Origin of the sequence: Shewanella septentrionalis (assembly GCF_025370265.1) — a bacterium.
GTDB classification, from domain to species: Bacteria; Pseudomonadota; Gammaproteobacteria; order Enterobacterales; family Shewanellaceae; genus Shewanella; species Shewanella hafniensis.
Genome location: NZ_JAMTCC010000013.1, coordinates 15003 through 37924, shown reverse-complemented (window position 1 = coordinate 37924; position 22922 = coordinate 15003). Strand labels below are relative to the sequence as shown.

Genomic DNA, 22922 nt, shown 5'->3' with positions numbered 1-22922 from the left:
CATCTTGCTGGTAGCGACTATCTAGCATTAAGGGAAATAAGGGGATAGCCCGATTCGCTATCTCCTTTTTTATTTGTTCCTTATCTATATTTTTAGCGTGATTTTTTTAGGGTGGCTTGTATTAGACATCTTATCCACTTGCTTACCTCCAATCTCTTAATAGCCAATATTTTTAAGCAAACTCCCATGTAAGAAAATAGGCAGTGAAGGGTTAATCTGAGTATTAATTCATTTGCAATTATTCGACCTGGTTAACAGATAAATAACCCTACGTAAGTTTAGCTTTACAGCTAAAAATGAAGAGAAAAACTTATGCGTCGCATTAAAAATTATTTCATCAAATCAATATGATTGACACTTGAAGTTACGCTTTTAGGGAGTAAGATGCGCGCAAATACATTAAGTGACCTTTTTCGGAAATATCATGTCAGGCACGCCTCACTCTCCTATTCATCACGATGTCGCTCCAACGGCGAGTCAGTCTAGTTTACTGTTAATGATTGTCTTTATGGTCGCCTGTGGCCAAATGGCGCAAACGATTTTTGTGCCTGCCCTTCCGCAAATTGCACTCGGGCTCAATGTGGACGCCAGTCAGCTACAAGCAGTGATGGCCTGTTACTTACTCTCCTACGGGATGTTTCAATTTGTGTATGGCCCAGTGTCAGATCGCGTTGGTCGTAAAATGCCACTCATCGTGGGTATCGCAATTTTCGTTCTAGGCGCAGTGTTCGCGGCGAAGGCCACAAGTTTTAACCAACTGATAATGGCAAGCCTTATCCAAGGATTAGGCACAGCCAGCGCAGGCGCATTATGCCGTAGCATTCCCCGCGATCATTACTTTGGCGACCGACTGGTAAAATTTAATAGCTATGTCTCTATGGCTGTGGTGTTTTTACCTTTACTGGCACCATTTATCGGTAGCGCCAGTGCGGCCTACTTTGGCTGGTAAGCCGTGTACTGGGTGTTAGCGGGATTCGGTGCCGTGGTCTGGCTGTTATTGATATTCGCCTTTAAAGAATCGTTACCTAAGGCGCAGCGGGAACATCAAGCCGTTATCGCATCCTATCGGCATGTCCTGCGCCATAGAGCATTTCGAGCTTATCTATTTTCATTGATCGCAACCTTTGCGGGTATTGCGGCGTTTGAAGCCATTGCCGGCGTTCTCTATGGCCAATATCTTGGGCTGACGCCTTTTATGGTCAGTTGCTATTTTGTGGCGCCGATTCCAGGCTATTTATTGGGCGCGCTGATCGCAGGTCGACAAAATAAGCCGCAAAGAGTTATCTATCAAGGTGTTGCGCTGCTCGGTGCTGGCGCCTTATTCATGTTGATCCCGGGGCTTTTCAATTTAGTCGTCGGTTGGAGTTTACTGGTTGGATCGATTTTATTCTTCAGTGGCGCTGGCATGCTGTTCCCTACCCTGACCTCGGCGGCTTTAGAGCCATTTCCACGTCAAGCAGGAATTGCGGGGGCATTACTGGGAGGATTACAAAATTTTGGTGCCGGACTTGCCGCATTGACTATGTCTTTAGTGCCTATGGGCGGCCAGTTGAGCATAGGTTTATTAAGCGCTGTCATGGTGGTGTTAGTGATTTTGTCTTTGTATTACGCCAGAGATCAAAATGACACTCACCACAATTTGATGCCACAGATTTAATACCCTAAATTTAAGATCCTAGATTTAAAACCATAGATTTAATGCCGAAAAATAGACGCGATAGCGTTCTTAGCTTAAGCAAAATCTATTGTCGTAATTAAACAAAAAAGCCCACTACAATGTGGGCTTTTTAATCGGTAACAAACTGTACTTAAACAGAAATATTGGCAAATTCGTTGTGCTATAGAACCCAGCGTTACAGAATACGGCGCAGTAAGAAATCGGCTTTAAGGCGACGAATTCGGGTCATGATCTTCTTCACAGGTGCAGGATAACTCTGCAAGGTATCCACTTGGCTGTAGTGATATAACCGCTGTGTGTGCTCAAGAATATGCGCCTGCTCGGCTTCAAACTGAGCTTTCCAGCAACCAATTTCATCTTGGATCAACAAACCATTCTCAAGATCCAGCGCCCAAGCTCTTGGATTCAAATTCGAACCTGTAATCAAATGCTTATTGCCGTCAGCACTGATGCCCTTAAGGTGATAACTGTTGATGCCGTGTTTCCACAGATGGATATTCAGCTGACCATTATCAATCGCCCACTGTTGGCGTTTAGCAAACTTACGCAATGATTGCTCATACATATAGGGCAAAGCACCAATGGTGGAGAAATCCTGCTCAGGCGGAATATAAAAATCGTTAGCCGTCTTATCGCCCACCACGATGTCGATGCGTTTGCCATTGCGTAAATGCTTAGCTAAAGCACGCACCAAAATATACGGCGGATTAAAATAGGGCGTGCAGATAAACAGCGAGTCCTTTGACTCTTCCACCAAGGCGACAACCACTTTATTGAGTAAGTTTTTCTTGCGCCCTAGCCCAAGTAACGGCGTGATGCGGTTGCCATCACGGGTTTCCTGAAACTGGTACTCAGCGTCAGACAATCTCAGCTTAAAGCTGCGCATGTCCGTCTTAGGCGGTAGTACTTCTTGCTCTGCGTCTTGGGTTAACGAACACACAGCAGGATCGGCAATGATATTTTTCTGGATCATCGCACGCATACTGCGGGCTAACTCGGCCGACTCAATCAAGTGATAACGGTCGAAACGATACTTATCATTTTGTTGTAAATAGATATTATTGAGACTGGCACCGCTATAGATCACCGCATCATCGATAATAAAGCCCTTTAGATGCAGTACGCCCATAAATTCACGGGACTTAACGGGGACACCTAAGATATCGATAGGATGTTCGGCTTCAGCCATCACTTTGCGGTACATTAAATAGTTACCGCTATCGCCTTTATGGCCAATCAAACCGCGTCTTGCGCGGTGAAAGTCCACTAATACTTTAACATCAAGCGCTGGATTTGCTGCTTTGGCATCCATCAGGGCTTGTAATACTTCACGGCCAGCTTCGTCATCTTCTAAATACAGCGCCGCAATATAAATACTGTGCTTGGCGCTCGCGATACGAGCGAGTAATTCTGCCTTGAAACGGCATGGCGTGAGCAACCACGTTAAAGCCTCGGGTTGAACGGCTATTCCACCAAGCTTATCTAGCAAGGCATCCTCCTTTAATCATGCTGACCACCCCGATAGGAAGCACTGGGGTTCAGTGATAAAAACATCACAGCAATATGTGTTAACTCTGGATAGGCCTCTGTCACTGCCTGCCTGATCGTTTGTTCTACTTTAAGATGGATATCAGGGTCCTTAGGGAACCAGAGTAACTCAACTTGGACGAAGCGTTGATCAATTTTTCCATTTCGAAAACTGATGCTTGGGATCCAATCTAACGTGAAACTCTCTGCATTACCTTTACATATATCCGCCAATGACTGCAGTAATGTTTGGCTGAACGCTGCAACGACCGCTTGTGGTAAGCCGCGCATACTAATATGTGGCATGGTTTAGTTGTTACCTAAGAACCTAAAATCGTAAGGGGTAGAAATTACCGACTTCACCTCGTCTCGGCAAGACTTTTCTCCCAAAAGCTCTGTTAAAGCTCGCGGTTTTGCTGGTAATTTGACCTTACGCGATGTTATCCCGCTGTAGCGCCACTATTTAGCTAGAAATCATGTCTTTTGGGCAAGGATTACAACCACATTTAAGGGCTGATTTTTTGGTACAACTATCATGTTAAGGGCAATGCAAAAGTGTGAATATTATCGCTTCTATATTAACCTGACAGTCCCTGAATTAAATGATGTTTAACGCAAGCTGCCTATACAAACCGTCGCTGGCTTTACTGAATATCTGCAAAAATGTCGGTCAAATCACAAAATAATCTTCAAACCTATTTCGTTTACCCCGAACCCAATGATTTAGCGTAAACTAAAACGCCTATTTGCGATTAAATCAACACGATAAAAGACCAAAACCATGAACAAAAAAATTCTGCTGACGTTAGCGCTGACACTGCTGTTTGCTTGGGGTATTTTCCATTTTAAAGCCCAATTGGGATTACTGATCCTGCCACTGTTTATCGGACTGGTATTGTTTGTTACCCTACGTTTATATCGCTTGATGGAAAAGGATGACGGCAGCAGTGAAGATTAGCCCTGCATTGTTTCACTTTAACCTGAAGGCCCATGATGTTCTTAATAAAAATGGCCAATCGCTAACATGGAAACGTTACTGAAAACCACTCTGTATGCCAGCCTACTCTTAGCGGCGAGCCACAATATCGCCCGCGCTGAGCAAATCGACGCAGGAGCGATAGAGATCCAAACCACTTCGCTTAGCCAAGCGGTCAGCAAAATCAGCCCTCGTCACTCGCAAATTGCACTGCTGGCAATGGACATGTCGAGCAATCAAGTGATCTTTAGCCAACAGGCCGAGACGCTGTTTATTCCCGCAAGCACGCAAAAGTTGCTCACAGCTGTGAGTGCCATGGCCCAGCTTGGGCCTGATTTTCGTTATATCACTGAATTATGGACGGACGCACCAATACGCAAGGGCCATATCGCCGGCAGCGCTTATCTGCGTTTTAGTGGCGATCCGACGCTCACTCAACCCGATCTCAAGGCCATTTTTGCCAGTCTCGTGAAACAAGGCATTAATCGCATTGATGGACATCTGTATTTGCTCGGCGATAAACAAGAGCAAATGCAAGCCCCTGGTTGGGTTTGGGATGACTTAGGCATTTGTTTTGCCGCGCCTGTGTCGAGTTACATTATCAATCAAAACTGCGTCTATGGTCAGTTCAATCCCAGCACGGCCAACAAACCTTCACAGGTGAGCCTGCGCACGGGGAGTTATGGGGTAAAAGTCAGCAGCGATGCGGTATTTGATCCCAAGGCGAGTCGTGAATTTTGCCAGCTCGATTTGGTACGACTAGCCCAAAACAACTATCATCTACGTGGTTGTTATCCGGGTGGTGAAGCGATTGGGCTGGCGATTGCGGTCAGCGATCCGTTCAAATTTGCCCAAGATAACCTCACCTCGCTGCTCAAAGGTGAGATGTCACTGGCGGGTAAAGTTAAGCTCGGCACTAGCTTGCCCAAAAAGGCGAAACTGATTGCCAGCCATAGCTCGGCGCCACTGCCTGAACTGCTCGATGCTATGCTGCTCAAGTCGGATAATTTGATTGCTGATAGCCTGTTTAAACAGCTTGGCAAAAGTTATTTCAATGCCCAAGGTAGCTTTACTAATGGCGCGGCAGCCATGCAGCGGATTTTAACGGAGTTAGGCGTCGATCTGAGTAACGCTAACATTGTCGATGGTTCAGGGCTGTCACGCTATAACTTGCTCAATGCCCAGCAGTTAGCGGCGGTATTGGCACTCATCCATAAGGACAGCCGCTTTAGCCCGTTAATGACCAGTCTGCCGCAAGCAGGAATAAGCGGCACCTTAAGGTATCGCATGGGTTACAACAAGCCGCCGCTGAAACAGCAAATTTTTGCTAAAACAGGCTCGATGCAAGGCGTGTCTAACTTAGCGGGGTTTATCCGTTTGCCTGAGCACAGTGACACCCTGTTTGTGGTGCTTGAGAATGGCATGAGTCCCGAGCTTAAACATCAGCATAAACCATCGTTTAATGCCGAGTTTCTCAAGCAATTGATTTCAGTGCTGCAAGTGCCATCCCCCACCACTGCAGCGCTTAGTACCGCAGCTCACTCGGTCCAAGATTAAATACTGCCGAGTTGAAATAGCATGATATAAAACAAAAAAGCACTGAGTCATCAGTGCTTTTCTCGTTTTTATTTCGTTTCTATTTAAACGAATCTATCGAAGCCTTGTTAAAACAACTCTGCAGGCATCGCCATAGTGGTCGCATCACCGGCTCTAACTTGAGCGATATGGTAATCCGCTTTAGGCAGTAACTTATCAAAATAGAACTTAGCTAAATAGGCTTTCTGCTCGGCGAAAGCTTTATCTTCATGATCAGCGACTTTATCGACCATAGCCAACCAGTAGAAACCATAAAGGGTATAACCAAAGGCATCTAAAAAGTCGACCGCGCAAGCATTAATAAGCGCAGGCTGAGCGACTTTGTGCTCATTAATCGACTCAGCGACTATGACCAAGGCATCTAAACGTGCGCATACTGCCGCCACTTTCACCGCATCAACGTGAGTAAATGCGCGCATTTGTGCTTTCAAGTCAGCGACAAATTCATTTAATGCGGCAAGATTATCGCCTGTGACTTTACGGCCGAGGAAATCGATGGCTTGAATGCCATTGGTGCCTTCATAAATCTGTGCGATACGGGTATCACGAACTAATTGCTCAATACCCGTTTCACGAATATAACCATGTCCACCAAAGACTTGCTGCGCCATGATCGTCGCATCAAGACCGCGATCGGTTAAAAAGGCTTTAGCGACTGGCGTTAATAAACCCACATAACGCGCCGCTTTGGCTTTAACTTCATCTTGAGCATATTTGGCCAAATCTAGCTGTTGCCCAGTAAACACAGACAAAGCACGGCCCGCTTCTGTCATCGCTCGAATGGTCAACAACATACGGCGCACATCGCCGTGGACGATAATAGGATCAGATTCACTGCCCGTCGGCGAGCCGCCAGCGGCAACGCCTTGATTACGCTCTTTAGCATAATCAGCTGCCATCTGATACGCCGCCTGAGCACTGCCCAGCCCTTGAATACCAATCGCTAAACGCTCGTAGTTCATCATAGTGAACATGCATACGAGACCGCGATTGGGTTCACCAATCAAGAAACCTTGTGCATTATCAAAGTTCATCACACACGTTGCTGAACCTTTAAGGCCCATCTTGTGCTCGATAGAACCGACTGATACACCATTCGCATTAGCTAAGCTGCCATCAGTATTTACCGATATTTTAGGCACTAGGAAGAGTGAAATCCCTTTGCTATCCGGTAGCTTGGCAAGCACTAAGTGGATGACGTTTTCAGTTAAATCGTGATCGCCACCCGTAATGAAAATCTTGCTGCCCGTAATGGCATAACTACCATCATCCTGCGGTAAAGCTCGAGTGCGAATATTACGCAGATCAGAACCCGCTTGCGGCTCTGTCATATCCATAGCACCCGCCCATTCGCCGGAATATAACTTAGGCAAATAAGCTTGTTTTAATGCTTCGCTGCCGTGGGCATTGATACATAAAGCCGCACCCGCAGTTAACGAGCCATAAAGCGTAAACGCATTACAGGCACTGTAAGCCATTTCGTCAACTAAGATCCCCAGCATCTTTGGCATGCCCATGCCACCAAATTCAGGATCGCCACACAAGCCAATCCAACCGCCCTGCGAATACTGTTCATAAACGGCTTTGTAGCCATCAGGAGTAATCACTTGATTGTCTTGATGCAACACGCCCTGCTCATCGCCCGTCCGGTTCAACGGATGGATCAACTCACTGCTGATCTTGGCTGCTTCTTCAAGAATGGCATTGGCCGTGTCGATATCGACCATTTCAGCAATCTCAGGCAATTGTGCCCAAGTGTTTGGGGCATCAAATACCTGTTCCAGTAGGAAACGCATATCCGTTAACGGGGCTTGATAAGGGTTCATTGGTAGACTCTTAAACGTAGGATTAAAACAGTTGTTTTAATTTATACCAGTTCACTGTAGAAAACAATCTCATTACAAATACAGCCGCGAATAATATGGAGGTAAGTGAGCCCAGTATAAATCCAACCCATAAAAAAACCCTTAAGCTTGAACTTAAGGGTCTCTATTTTATAAGCTTTACCACAGGATTGTCACAGCGTTAGCTCACAGGCTTGTGCTTATTACCACATTAAATCATCTGGGATCGCATAATCCGCATAGGGATCATCTTCAACCACCACAGCTTTAGATTCATCCTGCTGCCACAGATAACCACACCACTGCGGCACCAGCAGTTTCACTCGCTCGGCTAACTTATGTGGTACTAAGTAACTCTTATCTTCGTATCGCACTATGCCTAACTGCCCTTTGAGCAATTCTGCCTGCAGTTTTTCATCTATGTATAAAGAATAGATTTTATTATCAAGAGTATAGTTAAATTTCACTTCTGCATAAGCTGGGATCTTAATCGCAGACTTAGTGAACTCTGTGATTAAACCGCGCACCTGTCCACGCTCTGATGCTTCTGCAAAACGTTGCTCATTTAGCGCTTTATCTTTTTCCGCCTGCAGCCGTTTTTGCTCGGCCACTTCTTGCTTAAAAGCACTGGAGCCATCATCAACTCGTGATTTTTTGTCACGGCGTTTTTGAGTCTTAACGTCGCGAACCTTTTGTTTACTGGCAAGCCCTGCTTTGAGTAGCTGCTCTTGTAATGCATTAGCCATGGATCATTACCTACTTAATTTCTATAAAATCAAAGTTCTCGATTTTGAATATCAAACATCTAAAACCAAACTACATTTTCGCGGCCAGTTCGCCAAGCTCTGTCATCGCAATACTGGCGCCGCCAAGTGACCAACCGCCATCAACCGGTAGCACAACTCCCGTAATATAGGACGCCAATTCAGAGCCTAAAAATAACGCTGCATTGGCGATATCCTGACCTGCGCCGTTGCGTTTTAATGGAACGGATTGGGCAACCTTCTGCTGTAATGCGGCGCTGGGTGCAAGGCGATTAAAGCCTTCAGTGTTAGCTATAGGGCCTGGCATAATCGAATTAATTCTCAGCCCCTCACAGCCCCACTCTAAGGCTAAGGTTCGCGTCAGCATATCCACGCCCGCTTTTGCCGCACACACATGAACTTGCATGGGCATAGCAATCGAAGCCTGCGGCGCCGAAATCTGGATAATATTGCCATTGGGGCGACGTAGCAAAAGATAAGCCTGCTTTAGCACTTGAAAACTGCCGAGCAAATCAATGTCCATCACCGACTTAAAACCATTGGCCGAAAGCTTTGCGGCGCTGGCGGGGAAATTACCCGCCGCGCCGCTAACCAGCACATCGATAAAACCAAACTCAGAAGCGACTTTATCAAAACCGACTTCAAGGGCGCTAAGATCGCGCACATCAAAACTCACACCTAAATGAATACCGTCAGGATTGGCCTGTTGCAGCTGCAATACCGCGGCATCAACTTTATCTTGGCTGCGACTCGCGACTGCGACATTGGCGCCAGCCTGCGCGAACGCAATTGCAATGGCGAGATTTATCCCACTGGTGCCACCGACAACGACAACATTCTTACCTTGATAGTTAAACATCGTAGCATTAAACATGGGCGTTCTCCGTGAACTGTGAGATATGCACTCAGGGTGTGATTAATTATTTTATGTTGTCATTCAAGATACTATTTCAATTTTTATCCATCATATCAAGGTTACTAACGAGCGATTTCAAGCCTTTTTTATTCAAACGACGGTCAAACCGCGATTGAGACGACTATTGAAACGTCTATGCCAATGATTGGTGAATCGCTTGCAATGCCGCTAATGGATCGGCGGCTTTGGTGATCGGACGGCCTATCACTAGGTAATCTGAGCCCGCTGCTATCGCTTGAGGCGGCGTCATCACGCGGTGTTGATCGCCAGCATCACTACCAACTGGGCGGATCCCCGGCGTCACGAGTTTGAAGTCCTTACCTAACAGTGATTTTAACGCTGTTGCTTCTTGGGCTGAACACACCACGCCGTCGAGTCCTGCTTGCTGCGTCAGCTTAGCTAAACGTTGCACATGCTCAAACGCAGGCACATTGATGCCGAGTAATTTAAGATCATCATCACTCATGGAGGTTAATACCGTCACAGCGATCAGCATAGGCGCTTTGTCGCCGTATGGCAGCAAGGCCTTTTTGGCCGCTTCCATCATGGCTAAACCACCACTGGCATGCACGTTCGTCATCCATACACCCAGCTCTGCGGCAGCGGCCACGGCTTTGGCGACAGTATTGGGAATATCGTGAAATTTCAAATCGAGGAACAAATCAAAGCCACGATCATGGATATCTTTCACCAGTTGCGGGCCAAACAGGGTAAACATTTCTTTGCCGACTTTAAGGCGACACATGTTGGGATCGAGTTTTTCTATCAGTTGTAAAGCGTGGTTTTTGTTATCGTAATCAAGCGCTACGAGGATAGGTTTAGTCGTCATCATCTCTCCAACAGAGTTACACTAACTATAGATATTATCTTATTTACTCGCCGTCTAAGCCTCTGATCCGCTTGATACTGCCCCAGTTTTTACAGGAAGGACAATGCCAGTAAAGTGCATGGGAAGGGAAACCACACTCTTTACAACGGTAGCTTGGACGGAATTTAATTTGTTGCTCAACGAGCTGCTCTAGCATAGTTAAACTTTGCTTGGCTTGCCCTTCCTCTGCTTGACGCAAATGCATTTGCATCAAGTGCTGAAAACCTTTCATGGTCGGATGGCGATATAGGGCATCGAGCACCATGGTCTCTGCCGCTTTAATCTCATCCAGACTTATCATGTGCTGCGCTAAGGCAACAACCACAGATGCACCGGCACCGTCGGCCATGGCGCCCGCCAGTAACTCTTGGAAGCCTTCTTTGTCTTGCGTGTCGCGATAAACTTGTTTGGCCGTGGGGATTGCATCGGCAAAAAGCTCGATATCGGCTTTTTTCAGTTGCAGCAGCATTTGCTTGCACTGGGCATAATCTTGAATATCGAGGAATTTTTTCGCCAAGGTCAATAACGCACGTCCGCATTGCGGATCTTGCTTTAGCGCTTGTTGCAGCAGTTTAATCTTCTGTGCATCGTCGCTGGCTTCATCGGCTAACTGGCAATAGAAATGCGCCGTTAACGGCTTTAAGACTTGCTGACGTTTACGACTCAAACGCTTAGTGATATCAATGGCTTTTTGCCACTCTTTAATCACTTGATAGATAGCAATCAGCTGAGTTTCAGATTCTTCGCTGTGATCATCTTGGCTAACCAAGTTGATAAAAATTTCTTCGGCCCTGTCGTAAAAACCCGCGGCCAGATAATCTTTACCCAGCTCCATCATAGCGATGTCGCGCTGCTCATTGGCTAGGTTTGGACGGGCAATTAAATTCTGATGGATACGAATGGAGCGGTCGACCTCGCCTCGCTTGCGGAACAGCGAACCAAGTGACAGATGGGTATCTATGGTTTCATCGTCAACATCTAGCATACTGATAAACAAATCAACCGCTTTATCCGATTCGTTCGACAGTAAGAAATTGAGGCCAGTAAAATAGTCCCGGCTCAATTGTTTACGTTGATTGCTTTGATTCTGCCTTATGCTCCGTCGCCCCATATACCAACCGTAGGCGGCAGCAATGGGAAGCAACAGAAAGAGTATCTCAAGCATATTAGGCGTCTACATCCTGAGGGGCTTTAGCCATCACTTGGTTTAGTTTCTTTCTCGTTGTCGCTAAGCTCAATTTCAAGCGCACGATATAGTAGCTTGCAACTAACCAGCTCAAGATGAAACCAGCAAAAAAGACGATCGCTAGCACAACAGGTAAACGATATTCACCCTGTGCGACAAAGTAGCTGATGGTCACCACTTGTTCGTTACGCGCGCCAAAGATCAACGCCAGAATAAATAACAGTGCCACAAGCACAGTTGCTACAAATGATTTCACGCTGCACTCCCTAAACGCGTTTCAATTTAATGATTATCCAAGAAATTCACTGAGCTGACCAGCATTGCCTTGCAATAGATACAAAAAAGCCTCCTAACGGAGGCTTTTTACTATGCGGTCAATCACACATTAACGGCGTCAACACGCTCGCGCAGTTCTTTGCCTGGCTTAAAGTGCGGGACGTATTTACCTTCCAAATCGACTGATGAACCAGTCTTTGGATTACGGCCAGTCCGCGGTGCACGATAGTGAAGCGAGAAACTACCAAAGCCACGGATCTCAATACGATCACCGCTTTCTAATGTTGTTGCCATTTGCTCCAACATTTCTTTGATTGCGCCTTCAACCTCTTTCGCCGACAGCTGCGACTGCCTGGTGGCGAGTTTTTCGATAAGTTCAGATTTCGTCATCCTAGCTATCCCCTATTATCAAGCCAAACACAGTCGCCTAATGGGGAGAGAAGTCTCCCCAAACAACAGGCGATTATTTACGAGCTGCTTTAAACGCTTCAGCCATTGCATTGCTAATAACAGCGTCATCTTGTTTGTTCAGAGTCGCCATTACTTCTTTCTCTTCAGCTTCGTCTTTCGCTTTGATTGACAGGCTGATAGAGCGGTTCTTACGGTCAACACCCATGAACTTAGCTTCGATTGCATCACCTACATTATAGACAGTAGATGCATCTTCGATACGCTCACGTGAAATGTCAGCTACACGGATGTAACCTTCAACAGTGTCAGCCAGTTCAACAGTCACACCTTTAGCATCAACAGCAGAAACAGTACCGTTTACGATAGTACCTTTCTTCTTGTCAGCCAAGTATGCGTTGAATGGATCATCTTCAGTTTGCTTAACACCTAAGCTGATGCGCTCACGCTCTGGATCTACAGACAGAACCACTGCATGGATTTCATCGCCTTTCTTGTATTCAGAAACTGCGTCTTCGCCAGTACCGTTCCAAGAAATGTCAGACAGGTGAACTAGACCATCGATACCGCCGTCAAGACCGATAAAGATACCGAAGTCAGTGATTGACTTGATCTTACCAGAAACCTTGTCGCCTTTGTTGTAACGAGTTGCGAAGTCATCCCATGGATTGGTCTTACATTGTTTCAGACCAAGAGAAATACGACGACGCTCTTCATCGATGTCCAGAACCAGAACTTCAACTTCATCACCTAAGTTAACAACTTTAGATGGGTGAATGTTCTTGTTAGTCCAATCCATTTCAGAAACGTGAACCAGACCTTCAACGCCTTCTTCGATTTCTACGAAGCAACCGTAGTCAGTTAGGTTAGTAACGCGACCAGTTAAACGTGTGTTTTCTGGGTAGCGTTTGCTGATTTCTAACCATGGATCTTCGCCAAGTTGTTTCAGACCTAGAGACACACGAGTGCGCTCACGATCGTACTTCAGTACTTTAACGTTGATTTCATCGCCAACATTGACGATTTCTGATGGATGTTTAACACGTTTCCACGCCATATCTGTGATATGTAGCAGACCGTCAACACCACCTAAATCTACGAATGCACCGTAGTCAGTCAGGTTCTTAACGATACCCTTAACTGCTTGACCTTCTTGCAGGTTTTCTAACAGTGCATCACGCTCAGCGCTGCTTTCTGATTCGATAACTGCACGACGAGAAACAACAACGTTGTTACGCTTCTGGTCTAGCTTGATAACTTTGAATTCTAATTCTTTGTACTCTAAGTGAGCGGTGTCGCGAACTGGGCGCACGTCAACTAGAGAACCTGGTAAGAAGGCACGGATACCGTTTAATTCAACAGTGAAACCGCCTTTAACTTTACCATTGATGATACCGATTACAGTTTCAGCATCTTCATAAGCTTTTTCCAGAACGATCCAAGCTTCATGACGTTTCGCTTTTTCGCGAGACAGTTGAGTCTCACCGAAGCCGTCTTCAACAGAGTCAAGAGCTACGTCAACTTCATCACCAACAGCGATTTCTAAAACACCTTGAGCGTTTTTGAATTGTTCAGCTGGGATTGGGCTTTCAGACTTCAGACCCGCGTCAACCAGTACCATACCGTTTTTGATTGATACAACAGTACCACGAACGATAGAACCTGGACGGAATTCCAGAGTTTGAAGGGATTGTTCAAATAGATCAGCAAAAGATTCAGTCATGTTTAGGTTACTTTCTTTATTAAACCACTGTCCGTCCTAGACGTGGAGTCAGTCAAATTATCCGTATCATCCTTAATACGAATACCTATCCGGTGGGCTAACTTAGTTAGTGTCGGATAATTTTTGGTTGATAAAGTTAAGCGCAAGCGCTAACACTTCATCAATACCCTTTCCGCTTGTATCGATAATGAGCGCGTCCTCGGCGGGGACTAAAGGAGCCACCGGACGATTCATATCGCGGTCATCACGTTCGATAATTTCACTTAAAAGGCGCTCGATATTAACATCGAAGCCCTTGTCCTGCAACTGATTATAGCGTCTTTGGGCACGCTCTTCAGCTGAGGCGGTTAAATATAATTTTGCCGGCGCACTTGGGAAAACCACAGTTCCCATGTCGCGACCATCGGCAATTAATCCTGGCGCCGTTTTAAAGGCCCGTTGACGACGTAATAAGGCTTCTCTCACCCGTGGAAACGCGGCGACTTTTGAAGCGGCATTCGAGCACTCTTGAGTGCGAATGTCAGTGGTGACGTCTTCACCTTCCAATATCACTTGAACAGGATCGGTATCATTGCCTGTTAAAAACTTCACATCGAGATGTGCCGCTAACAGCGTGATAGATTCTTCATTTTCCAGTTCAACGTTATGATGAATTGCTGCGAGCGCAAGAACTCGGTAAATAGCACCACTATCAAGTAGTTGCCAACCTAGATGCTGAGCCAATAATTGACTAATTGTACCTTTGCCAGCACCACTTGGGCCGTCGATTGTGACTACAGGAGCCCGTTCAGACATACATTCCTCCGCAAAAAATAACCATCATCCGTGAGTTCATCAAGTGAGCCCCCGAAAATGAGCGCGCAGCATTGTACAACAAAAGACAAACAAAATCCGTGGATTTTTTATGAAGATTAGCAGCCGCGCAAATACGGCTGACTATTCTTGACATCGCTTGTTGTTACAATAACGAAACAAACGGACTTAGCCTTGCAGACTCGCAAACTGCTTAAAGTAGTCGGGGAATGTTTTAGAAGTGCAATCAGGATCATTGATAGTAATACCGCAATCGGCAAATGCCAGCATCGAAAAACACATGGCCATACGATGATCATTGTAGGTATCAATTTCTGCGGTGTTAATCACCGCAGGCGGGGTGATTTTAATGTAATCGTTGCCCTCTTCCACTTCAGCGCCTACTTTACGTAATTCCGTCGCCATGGCCGCTAAGCGGTCGGTCTCTTTAATGCGCCAGTTATAGATATTACGAATAACGGTCGTGCCTTTAGCAAATAACGCTGCGGTAGCAATGGTCATAGCCGCATCGGGAATGTGGTTCATGTCTAAATCAACGGCCGTTAATTGAGAGCCACGGGCAATAATATAGTCATCACCCCACTCGATATCAGCACCCATTTTTTCAAGCACATCGGCAAATTTCACATCGCCTTGAATACTTAAACGGCCCACACCGGTGACTTTGACTTCACCGCCCTTAATCGCCCCTGCGGCGAGGAAATACGATGCCGATGACGCATCACCTTCGACCAGCACTTTACCCGGTGATACATAACGCTGGCCTGCAACAATCTCAAAACGGGCATAGTCATGGTTGATGACAGTTACGCCAAATTGCGCCATCAGGGCCAACGTAATATCGATATACGGCTTAGAAACTAACTCGCCTTTGACATGGATATTTACGCTGCCCTTTGCAAGCGGCGCCACCATCAATAGGGCTGTTAAAAATTGGCTCGATAAATCGCCCGCAATTTCAACATCGCCGCCACTAAGACCCGTCGCATTAATCGTCAGCGGGGGGAAACCGTCATTTTTAAGATAAACGACATTGGCACCGAGTTGCCTTAAGGCATCGACTAAGTCGCCAATCGGGCGCTCTTCCATACGCGGTTCGCCCGTGAGGGTAAATTCGCCTTGGCCAAGAGTTAAGGCGGCGCACAAGGGGCGCATTGCCGTGCCCGCATTGCCTAAAAACAATTCCTGCGCAGATTCTGAGGAAATCACACCGCCTAAGCCATCAAGTTCACACACAGTATTGTTTTGAGATAAACGATAGTTCACCCCTAACTGCTTGAGGGAGGCCAGCATGTGGCGAATATCATCTGAGTCGAGCAGATTGGTAAGCGTGGTCGTGCCTTGGGCTAAGGTGGCCAATAATAAGGCACGATTTGAAATACTTTTTGAGCCCGGAATATTGATCTCACCGCGGACTTGCACAACAGGTTCAAGACGTAATTGCTTCATGAATAAATCTTCTTTCTCTATAGGGCGTCATCATCACGATCACGCGGACTGAATACGCAAAATGGCAACTTCACGCTACACAGCGTCAAGTTAAGATTACAAATAAAAGGAGATTGGGGCCTTGTTGGTGCTTCGTCGTTATAAAATTACCGATTGTCGCTAAGGATTCAACCGTTTTTTCGAGAAAAATGGCATTTTGGTCAGATTATTTACTGAGTTCAGTGTAAAAATAACAAAAACGCAAAATTTAAGCGGTTAATTTAGGATTTAATCGTATTTTTGGCAGACTTTTTTGCCAAGATAACTGGCGTGTAATCACAGTTTTCACTTTAAATACGTTACCTTTCCGCGCTATTCTAAGCCCCAAACGATAAATAACGCATATCTGATACAAACAATCACGTTTGCACTATAACCAGAAAGGTAGATGGAGCTATGTTTAACTCACTCATCGCAATGCCAGCAGATCCCATCCTTGGCTTGTTGACTCAGTACCGCGAAGACACCCACCCACAAAAAGTTGATTTAGGTGTGGGCGTTTATAAAGACCCTACAGGCGTGACCCCGATCCTGAGCTGCGTGAAAAAAGCCGAGAAATTCCGTCTCGATACCGAAACCACTAAAGTGTATATCGGTCCAACCGGCTCGCCACAATTCAACACCTTGATGACTGAACTCGCCTTTGGTGCTGGTCACAGTGCCATCATAGCTAACCGTATCCGCACTGTATCGACACCCGGTGGTACTGGTGCACTGCGCGTGGCCGGCGACTTTATCAAACGCTGCAACCCGAATGCGGTGTTATGGGTAAGCGACCCAACTTGGGCAAACCACATCGGTTTGTTCGAAGCGGCTGGTATTACCGTTAAAACCTATCCTTATTATGACTACGATAGTAAATCATTGAAATTTGATGAGATGCTTGCTGCACTATCGCAAGTGAGTCCTGACGATGTGGTGTTATTCCACGCCTGTTGCCATAATCCGAGCGGAATGGATTTAACCACAGCGCAATGGGATAAAGTGGTTGCCCTGACAAAAGAGCAAGGCTTTACCCCACTGATTGACATGGCATACCAAGGCTTTGGTGATGGCGTTGATATTGATGCCTACGGCGTGCGTCAAATGGCGGCAGCAGTCGATAATATGATCCTTTGCAGCTCATGCTCGAAAAACTTCGGTTTATACCGTGAACGTATCGGTTCGTGTTCTGTGATTGCTAAAGATGCCAATACCGCCAATGTAGCGCAATCAGTGCTGCTTTATGTGGTTCGCTGCCTCTACTCTATGCCACCTGCCCACGGTGCCGCGATTGTTGAGACGATTTTAGGATCGGCAGAATTGACCCGAGAATGGCGAGATGAGCTGAAAGTGATGCGTGATCGCATTAACGGCAACCGCGCCATTTTAGTGGATAAACTTAAAGCCAATGGCGTAGACCGTGACTTTAGCTTTATCGCCCGCCAAAAAGGCATGTTCTCCTTCCTTGGGGTGGATCCAGAGCAAGTGGCGCGCCTGCAAAAAGAATTCAGTATTTATATGGTGGGTTCAAGCCGCATCAGTATTGCTGGGATCAGTGAAGATAACGTCGATTACTTAGCCCAATCGATCGCTAAAGTGCTTTAAGCACGACTGAGTTTATCTGCACAGCTTACTCTGCTGTATTGCTTCGATTCAGGATGCAGTAGAGTTAATTTCCCCCTTACAAGCTTAAAGCTTTGCAATTATCACACTGCAATCAGAGCTAACAAACCTCCCTTCAGTTCTGAATCCCCAAAACCTTATCAAGCAACGCTAGATCTTACTGTTCAAACTTTTATTTTCAATGGTAAAAACTACTTTCTCGCGTTTAAAAAACAGTCGTTTAATGCAATAAATCTCAAGTTGTGACCTCGGTCGGCGGATTTCCATTTCATCAATCAGGGCTGCGGCTATTTTCACTTTTTAAAGCCAGACCTCCCCAGTAGATTAGTGGTCATCATAGAACTTGTGGTTATTCTGCCATGTTATTACAAGATAAATTAGTGCAAATCGTCACCAACCCGCAGCTTTCACCTAAGCAAAAATCCAACTATTTAGCGTTGGAGGCAGAGGCGAGCTTGCCCTACATGCCGATATCGACTGAGGTAAAAGCGGCGATGAATGATGGTATTATTTGCGACATGTTTGAAGGCCATGCGCCATTTAAACCACGCTATGTGTTGCCAGATTATGCCCGCTATCTAAAGCAAGGTTCAGAATATTTAGAGCTTTCACCTGCGCAGGATTTAGATGAAGCCCTCAATGCTTTAACCATCCTTTATCACCACGTGCCATCGGTGACCAATATCCCCGTGTATTTAGGTCAGCTGGATGACATATTAATGCCTTTCATCGAGGGAATGGATGCGGAAGTCCTTTATCGTAAACTTAAACTGTTCTGGATCATGCTCGACAGAACCCTGCCCGACGCCTTTATGCACGTCAATATTGGCCCGACAGACAACCTAGTTTGCCGCACCCTACTGCGCATTGATGCCGAGTTAAAACAAGTTGCCCCCAATTTGACCTTTATGTACAACCCCGCCGTCACGCCGGATGATTTGTTGCTGCTTGCGACCACCAATATTTGTCACTGCAGTAAGCCGCATATCGCCAATTATCCTCTGCATGCCAGTGTGTTTGATGAGCACGGTTTTGGGATTGTCAGTTGCTACAATGCCTTGCCGTTAGCGGGCGGCGCCAATACCTTGGTTCGGCTCAATCTTAAAGAAGTTGCGTTAAAGGCCAATTCTATAAACGATTTTTTTGATACTGTATTGCCAAATTACTGCTCACTCACCTTTGAACTTATCGAGGCACGCTCGGCATTTTTGCATCAAGAATCACACTTCTTTGACAGTTTTTTAGTTAAAGAGCAATTGATTGATGAGTCGCGTTTTGCGCCTATGTTTGGCATTTACGGCATGGCGGAAGCGGTGAATATTCTGCAATCATTAACAGCCAGTGGAGAAGTTAAGCAAGCTAAACACGCTAGATATGGCCATGAAACGGATGCAAATCAGCTGGGCTATCGTATTTCTGCCACGCTCGATGCCATAGTGAAATCCACACCCGTCGCGCATGGTTACCATGGGCGAGCACTGCTGCATTCACAGGGCGGCATCAGTATCGATAAAGACGTGACCCCAGGCGTTCGCATCCCCTATGGCACAGAACCCAATCCCATCGCCCATATTCAAGCCCTAGCACAACATCATCAATATTATACGGCGGGAATTAGCGATATTTTGACTATCGATGAAACCGTAAAATCCAATCCTCAAGCCATGTTGCAACTGTGTAAAGCCGCGCTTGAGTTAGGTTTTAGGGAGTTTACCGCCAATGTCGCCTCTAACGATTTAATGCGCGTGACTGGCTATATGGTAAAACGCTCAGATATTGAAGCGTTTAAACAGTGCGGCTCGCGTCTCAATACCACAGGCTTAGCCGCAGAAGCTGCGGTCAATACGGGAATATTGCAACGACAAGCACGCGTTATAGCCCATGAGCATTCCCCCTGTGTCGTTAAATAAGCCAGCCATAAATAAACAGGCAATAGTCAGTCAGCTGTTGCCCTTTTCTTGCGTCGACGGGCCTGGTAGCAGGCTAGTGTTATTCCTGCAGGGCTGCAACTATCAATGCAAAAACTGCCATAACCCACATACCATAGGTTTATGCGATGCCTGTGGCGATTGCATTGCCACCTGTCCTGACAAGGCACTGACTTTGATAAACCTCAATAACAAGCCTCGCATTCGCTGGGATAATGAGCGTTGTAGCCAATGCGATACCTGTCTTGCCGTGTGCCCGAAACAAGCGAGCCCTAAGGTCACGCATTACACCGTTGAGGCGATACTGACGATTCTCCATAGTCAGCGTCACTTTATTAATGGTATTACCGTGAGTGGCGGCGAAGCGAGTCTGCAACTGCCATTTATTATTGCGCTGTTTCAAGCTATTAAGGCCTCAAAGCCGTTATCACACTTGAGTTGTATGCTCGACACCAATGGCAGTTTGAGTCTAACGGGTTGGCATAAACTACTGCCGTTTTTAGATGGCGCTATGGTGGATCTTAAAGCATGGCAGCAAGATACCCATAGGTATATTACCGGGCGAGATAACCATGCGGTATTCAAATCCATTCAGCTATTAGCTAAACAGCAAAAACTGTATGAGGTGAGATTGCTGCACATTCCGAGCATCACGGATTACGAGGAAGAAATAGACGCACTAGCGACCTATTTACTTCTGCTAGGCCCAGATACGCGAGTTAAGTTAAATGCCTTTCACCACCATGGTGTTGTCGATGAAGCACTCAATTGGCCAAGCTGTAAACAAGCCGATATTGAACGCTTAGCCGCAACGCTTGCAAAGCGAGGCGTAACCAATCTCGTGTTACCGTCCATCTACCTTTAACGACTGCAAAGCAAAATTTGCTCATAAAGCCAGCGCAGTGCGGGATCTTTCATGCTTTGTTTATGCCAAACGAGGCTATAAGCCACTTTGCCATATTCTATGGGTAAAGATTTAATCGTTAAGCCTTTGGCTTGGCTAGCGATGGATGCCCAGCGGCGCGAGCAGGTAAAGAGCAACTCACTGTGATGGCACATTAACGCCGCACTGCCAAAGTCTGGGACCGAAATGGGCACGGCGCGTTTTTTAGATTGCTGGGCGAGTAAAATATCAAAATATGGCGTGCTCAGATCTGTGTCCGTAATGCCGATATGGCTAAAACGTAGGTAATCATCAAAGCTGATGTGTCGCTGCTTTGCCAAGGGATGGGATGAATTCATCAGGCAGACCATTTCATCGCTGAATAAGGTTTCCCACACCAGATCGTCTTGAAGAGGATTAGGTTGACTCAGATCATGGGGTAACAACACAAAATCTAACGAGCCTTTGATGAGTCCATCAAAACCAATATTGTCTTTGCTATAAATATCGAGATGAATATGGGGCGCCAAACTCAAAATATGGGCGCTGAGTTTAGCGGCCAGTAGCTCAAAGGTACTTTCGCGCATCGCAAGCGAGAAACGCCCCTCAAAATGGGCAGGATTAAACGCATCCTGACTCATGATCTGATTCATATCATTGATCATTTGCTGCACGCTTGGCCCTAATCGTTTTGCCAATGGCGTTGCTACCAGTGAGTTGCCGTTACGATAGAACAGTTCATCGTTTAAACTGTCCCTAAGCTGGCTTAAGGTTTTACTGACGGATGAGGGGCTAAGACATAAACGTTCGGCGCTGGCGGTTACGCTCAGGGTATCGAGCATCACATGTAAAGTGATCAAATGCTTCATACTAATGCGCGAAAGCTTGGCCAAATCCATCTGTGACATCCTATTGATTTATCTTCTATGCACACTCAAACGCGTACTTTTAAGCATGATAAACAATAGCATGCAACTGACCAAACATATTGCTGAGAATATTCCCCAGTAATGCGCGCCAGCTCACAGGCTTGCTCACTGCTCTCTCTAATTCAAGCCATGTCTAATCCAAGTTATCTTTAATATAAGGTTCTTCCCAAGGTCATCTTGCTTAACGCCAATAATCGATAAATTACAGCCAACAAAAAAGCGAATGCATTTGAGCATTCGCTTTTGGGATATCTAACTTTGGATAGCTAACTTGGAATGGCTAGCTGATGATAAACATTCAATAAGCATAACGTTTATGTGCAGGCAGCAAAACCTAGGCGCTAAGCGCCGCAAGCTAGAGAGTGACTATATAGCTAAGCCTAGCTATGTTTAGCCGCAAACTCGTTCATAAACTTGACCAAGGCAACTATGCCATCGAGTGGCATCGCATTGTAAAGGCTAGCACGCATGCCACCTACGATACGATGGCCCTTTAAGGCAACGAGTCCAGCTATTTGGGCTTGCTTTAAGAACTCACCATCGAGCGCTTCGTTGACTAACTGGAAGGTCACGTTCATTTGTGAGCGGTTCGCTGCAACAACACCATTACGGTAGAAAGCATTACCATCAATGCATTGATACAACATCTGCGCTTTTTGTTGATTAATTTTCGCAATACTCGAAATACCGCCAGTCGATTTCAGCCAAGCAAAGACTTCAGCGGCAAGGTACCAAGCAAAGGTTGGTGGCGTGTTGAACATAGAATCATGCTCGACGGCTAGACGATAGTCCATGATGGACGACTGCGGTAAACTCGGCAGTTTTAACATGTCATCGCGTACTATCACTATCGACAGACCCGATGGGCCTATGTTCTTTTGCGCACCGGCGTAAATCAAGCCGTAGCGGCTGACGTCGATCTCACGGGACATGATTGTTGACGATAAATCGGCAACAATCGGCCATGGTGAGTCTAATTCGTCAAAAATTTCGATACCATCTACTGTCTCATTGGGACAGTAGTGAACATAGCGATAATCGGCATCGATTTTATGTAAGTCAGGTAGGACAACGGCATTGAGTCCGTTGTGTTTTTCAACAATGTTCAGACTATCAATCTGTGCTTCACCCGCTAGTTTCTGCGCTTCTGCTAACGCGGCAGATGACCATTGGCCACTGACTAAATACAGGGCTTTACCCTGCTCGCCGAGAAAATTATTCACGACAGCAGAGAACTGTCCGCGACCACCGCCGTGCATAAATAGCACATGGTAATTTGCAGGGATCTGCATCAGTTCACGTAAATCGGACTCGGCTTGCTCGGTCAGCGCGATGAACTCTTTACTTCGGTGGCTGATTTCCATCACGGAAACGCCTTGGCCATTCCAATCAAGTAATTCCTGTTGTGCTTTTTTCATTACCGCTGCGGGTAACATTGCAGGTCCAGCACAGAAATTATAAATCGCGCTCACTGACACTCTCCTTAATCCCAACCATGATGTATGTATTGATAA

18 protein-coding genes and 2 pseudogenes are annotated in these 22922 nt (G+C 46.1%); 6 read left to right on the top strand and 14 right to left on the bottom strand.

Annotated elements, in window-relative coordinates; translation table 11 throughout:
* The first annotated feature begins 424 nt into the window (after positions 1-424).
* A pseudogene (gene emrD, locus NE536_RS09275) lies at positions 425-1657 on the top strand (multidrug efflux MFS transporter EmrD).
* Between the two features lie 196 nt (positions 1658-1853).
* Here emrD and pssA read toward each other — a convergent pair.
* Positions 1854-3167 (bottom strand): CDP-diacylglycerol--serine O-phosphatidyltransferase, encoded by a 1314-nt coding sequence (gene pssA / locus NE536_RS09270; protein ID WP_261272515.1) that lies wholly within the window; start codon positions 3165-3167, stop codon positions 1854-1856.
* Positions 3168-3178: 11 nt separating this feature from the next.
* A complete protein-coding gene (locus NE536_RS09265) occupies positions 3179-3511 on the bottom strand; it encodes a DUF1904 domain-containing protein (protein WP_006081709.1) in 333 nt (110 codons plus the stop codon).
* Positions 3512-3986: 475 nt separating this feature from the next.
* On the opposite strand from NE536_RS09265, the gene NE536_RS09260 reads away from it, so the two are divergent.
* Both NE536_RS09260 and dacB read left to right on the top strand, forming a co-directional pair.
* Positions 3987-4163: a hypothetical protein gene (locus NE536_RS09260; RefSeq protein ID WP_006086754.1), complete on the top strand. Its 177-nt coding sequence runs from the start codon at positions 3987-3989 to the stop codon at positions 4161-4163.
* Between the two features lie 66 nt (positions 4164-4229).
* Positions 4230-5738 (top strand): D-alanyl-D-alanine carboxypeptidase/D-alanyl-D-alanine endopeptidase, encoded by a 1509-nt coding sequence (gene dacB, locus NE536_RS09255; RefSeq protein ID WP_261272514.1) that lies wholly within the window; start codon positions 4230-4232, stop codon positions 5736-5738.
* A gap of 107 nt (positions 5739-5845) precedes the next feature.
* Here the strand turns inward: dacB and NE536_RS09250 are convergent, their stop codons facing one another.
* From NE536_RS09250 to aroA, 10 genes and pseudogenes are all read right to left on the bottom strand, one after another.
* Positions 5846-7603 (bottom strand): acyl-CoA dehydrogenase family protein, encoded by a 1758-nt coding sequence (locus NE536_RS09250; RefSeq protein WP_012089278.1) that lies wholly within the window; start codon positions 7601-7603, stop codon positions 5846-5848.
* A 221-nt stretch (positions 7604-7824) separates the two neighbouring features.
* Positions 7825-8367 carry a DUF2058 domain-containing protein gene (locus tag NE536_RS09245; protein WP_220775889.1) on the bottom strand — a complete coding sequence of 181 codons (543 nt, stop codon included), beginning with the start codon at positions 8365-8367 and terminating at the stop codon, positions 7825-7827.
* A 70-nt stretch (positions 8368-8437) separates the two neighbouring features.
* Positions 8438-9259, bottom strand: a complete 822-nt coding sequence (locus NE536_RS09240) for an SDR family oxidoreductase (RefSeq protein ID WP_261272513.1) — start codon at positions 9257-9259, stop codon at positions 8438-8440.
* Positions 9260-9434: 175 nt separating this feature from the next.
* Positions 9435-10130, bottom strand: a complete 696-nt coding sequence (gene pyrF, locus NE536_RS09235) for an orotidine-5'-phosphate decarboxylase (RefSeq protein WP_006081715.1) — start codon at positions 10128-10130, stop codon at positions 9435-9437.
* A 43-nt stretch (positions 10131-10173) separates the two neighbouring features.
* Entirely contained in the window at positions 10174-11334 is a 1161-nt protein-coding gene (gene lapB / locus NE536_RS09230) for a lipopolysaccharide assembly protein LapB (protein ID WP_006081716.1), read from the bottom strand.
* A gap of 1 nt (position 11335) precedes the next feature.
* Positions 11336-11611, bottom strand: a complete 276-nt coding sequence (locus NE536_RS09225; RefSeq protein ID WP_006081717.1) for a LapA family protein — start codon at positions 11609-11611, stop codon at positions 11336-11338.
* Between the two features lie 122 nt (positions 11612-11733).
* Positions 11734-12021 carry an integration host factor subunit beta gene (ihfB, locus tag NE536_RS09220; RefSeq protein ID WP_006081718.1) on the bottom strand — a complete coding sequence of 96 codons (288 nt, stop codon included), beginning with the start codon at positions 12019-12021 and terminating at the stop codon, positions 11734-11736.
* 73 nt (positions 12022-12094) lie between these two features.
* Positions 12095-13765 (bottom strand): annotated as a pseudogene (gene rpsA, locus NE536_RS09215) (30S ribosomal protein S1); the annotation flags it as partial.
* A gap of 99 nt (positions 13766-13864) precedes the next feature.
* On the bottom strand, positions 13865-14557 hold the full coding sequence (gene cmk / locus NE536_RS09210) for a (d)CMP kinase (protein WP_006081720.1): 693 nt from the start codon (positions 14555-14557) through the stop codon (positions 13865-13867).
* A 186-nt stretch (positions 14558-14743) separates the two neighbouring features.
* Positions 14744-16024 (bottom strand): 3-phosphoshikimate 1-carboxyvinyltransferase, encoded by a 1281-nt coding sequence (gene aroA / locus NE536_RS09205; protein WP_011846774.1) that lies wholly within the window; start codon positions 16022-16024, stop codon positions 14744-14746.
* Between the two features lie 435 nt (positions 16025-16459).
* Here aroA and NE536_RS09200 point away from each other — a divergent pair, with 435 nt between their 5' ends.
* The 3 genes from NE536_RS09200 to NE536_RS09190 all read left to right on the top strand — a co-directional run bounded on the left by NE536_RS09200 (position 16460) and on the right by NE536_RS09190 (position 20461).
* Positions 16460-17650 carry an amino acid aminotransferase gene (locus NE536_RS09200; protein WP_261272512.1) on the top strand — a complete coding sequence of 397 codons (1191 nt, stop codon included), beginning with the start codon at positions 16460-16462 and terminating at the stop codon, positions 17648-17650.
* Positions 17651-18027: 377 nt separating this feature from the next.
* A complete protein-coding gene (locus NE536_RS09195) occupies positions 18028-19578 on the top strand; it encodes a YjjI family glycine radical enzyme (protein WP_261272511.1) in 1551 nt (516 codons plus the stop codon).
* Positions 19550-20461, top strand: a complete 912-nt coding sequence (locus tag NE536_RS09190) for a YjjW family glycine radical enzyme activase (RefSeq protein WP_261272510.1) — start codon at positions 19550-19552, stop codon at positions 20459-20461. The genes NE536_RS09195 and NE536_RS09190 overlap by 29 nt, the downstream gene beginning before the upstream one ends.
* Here the strand turns inward: NE536_RS09190 and NE536_RS09185 are convergent.
* Complete coding sequence (locus NE536_RS09185) at positions 20458-21378, bottom strand: LysR family transcriptional regulator (protein WP_261272509.1); 921 nt, start codon at positions 21376-21378, stop codon at positions 20458-20460. The two genes, NE536_RS09190 and NE536_RS09185, sit on opposite strands and share 4 nt — an antisense overlap.
* A gap of 410 nt (positions 21379-21788) precedes the next feature.
* Complete coding sequence (serC, locus tag NE536_RS09180) at positions 21789-22880, bottom strand: 3-phosphoserine/phosphohydroxythreonine transaminase (RefSeq protein ID WP_006086766.1); 1092 nt, start codon at positions 22878-22880, stop codon at positions 21789-21791.
* Between the last annotated feature and the right edge of the window lie 42 nt (positions 22881-22922).

Coding starts and splice junctions, on each gene's coding strand:
- NE536_RS09245 (WP_220775889.1), bottom strand. CDS start 8,367: ATGGCTAATGCATTACAAGAGCAGCTACTCAAAGCAGGGCTTGCCAGT.
- ihfB (WP_006081718.1), bottom strand. CDS start 12,021: ATGACGAAATCTGAACTTATCGAAAAACTCGCCACCAGGCAGTCGCAG.
- NE536_RS09200 (WP_261272512.1), top strand. CDS start 16,460: ATGTTTAACTCACTCATCGCAATGCCAGCAGATCCCATCCTTGGCTTG.
- NE536_RS09195 (WP_261272511.1), top strand. CDS start 18,028: ATGTTATTACAAGATAAATTAGTGCAAATCGTCACCAACCCGCAGCTT.
- aroA (WP_011846774.1), bottom strand. CDS start 16,024: ATGAAGCAATTACGTCTTGAACCTGTTGTGCAAGTCCGCGGTGAGATC.
- lapB (WP_006081716.1), bottom strand. CDS start 11,334: ATGCTTGAGATACTCTTTCTGTTGCTTCCCATTGCTGCCGCCTACGGT.
- NE536_RS09265 (WP_006081709.1), bottom strand. CDS start 3,511: ATGCCACATATTAGTATGCGCGGCTTACCACAAGCGGTCGTTGCAGCG.
- cmk (WP_006081720.1), bottom strand. CDS start 14,557: ATGTCTGAACGGGCTCCTGTAGTCACAATCGACGGCCCAAGTGGTGCT.
- dacB (WP_261272514.1), top strand. CDS start 4,230: ATGGAAACGTTACTGAAAACCACTCTGTATGCCAGCCTACTCTTAGCG.
- NE536_RS09240 (WP_261272513.1), bottom strand. CDS start 9,259: ATGTTTAATGCTACGATGTTTAACTATCAAGGTAAGAATGTTGTCGTT.
- NE536_RS09260 (WP_006086754.1), top strand. CDS start 3,987: ATGAACAAAAAAATTCTGCTGACGTTAGCGCTGACACTGCTGTTTGCT.
- NE536_RS09190 (WP_261272510.1), top strand. CDS start 19,550: ATGAGCATTCCCCCTGTGTCGTTAAATAAGCCAGCCATAAATAAACAG.
- NE536_RS09250 (WP_012089278.1), bottom strand. CDS start 7,603: ATGAACCCTTATCAAGCCCCGTTAACGGATATGCGTTTCCTACTGGAA.
- NE536_RS09185 (WP_261272509.1), bottom strand. CDS start 21,378: ATGGATTTGGCCAAGCTTTCGCGCATTAGTATGAAGCATTTGATCACT.
- pyrF (WP_006081715.1), bottom strand. CDS start 10,130: ATGACGACTAAACCTATCCTCGTAGCGCTTGATTACGATAACAAAAAC.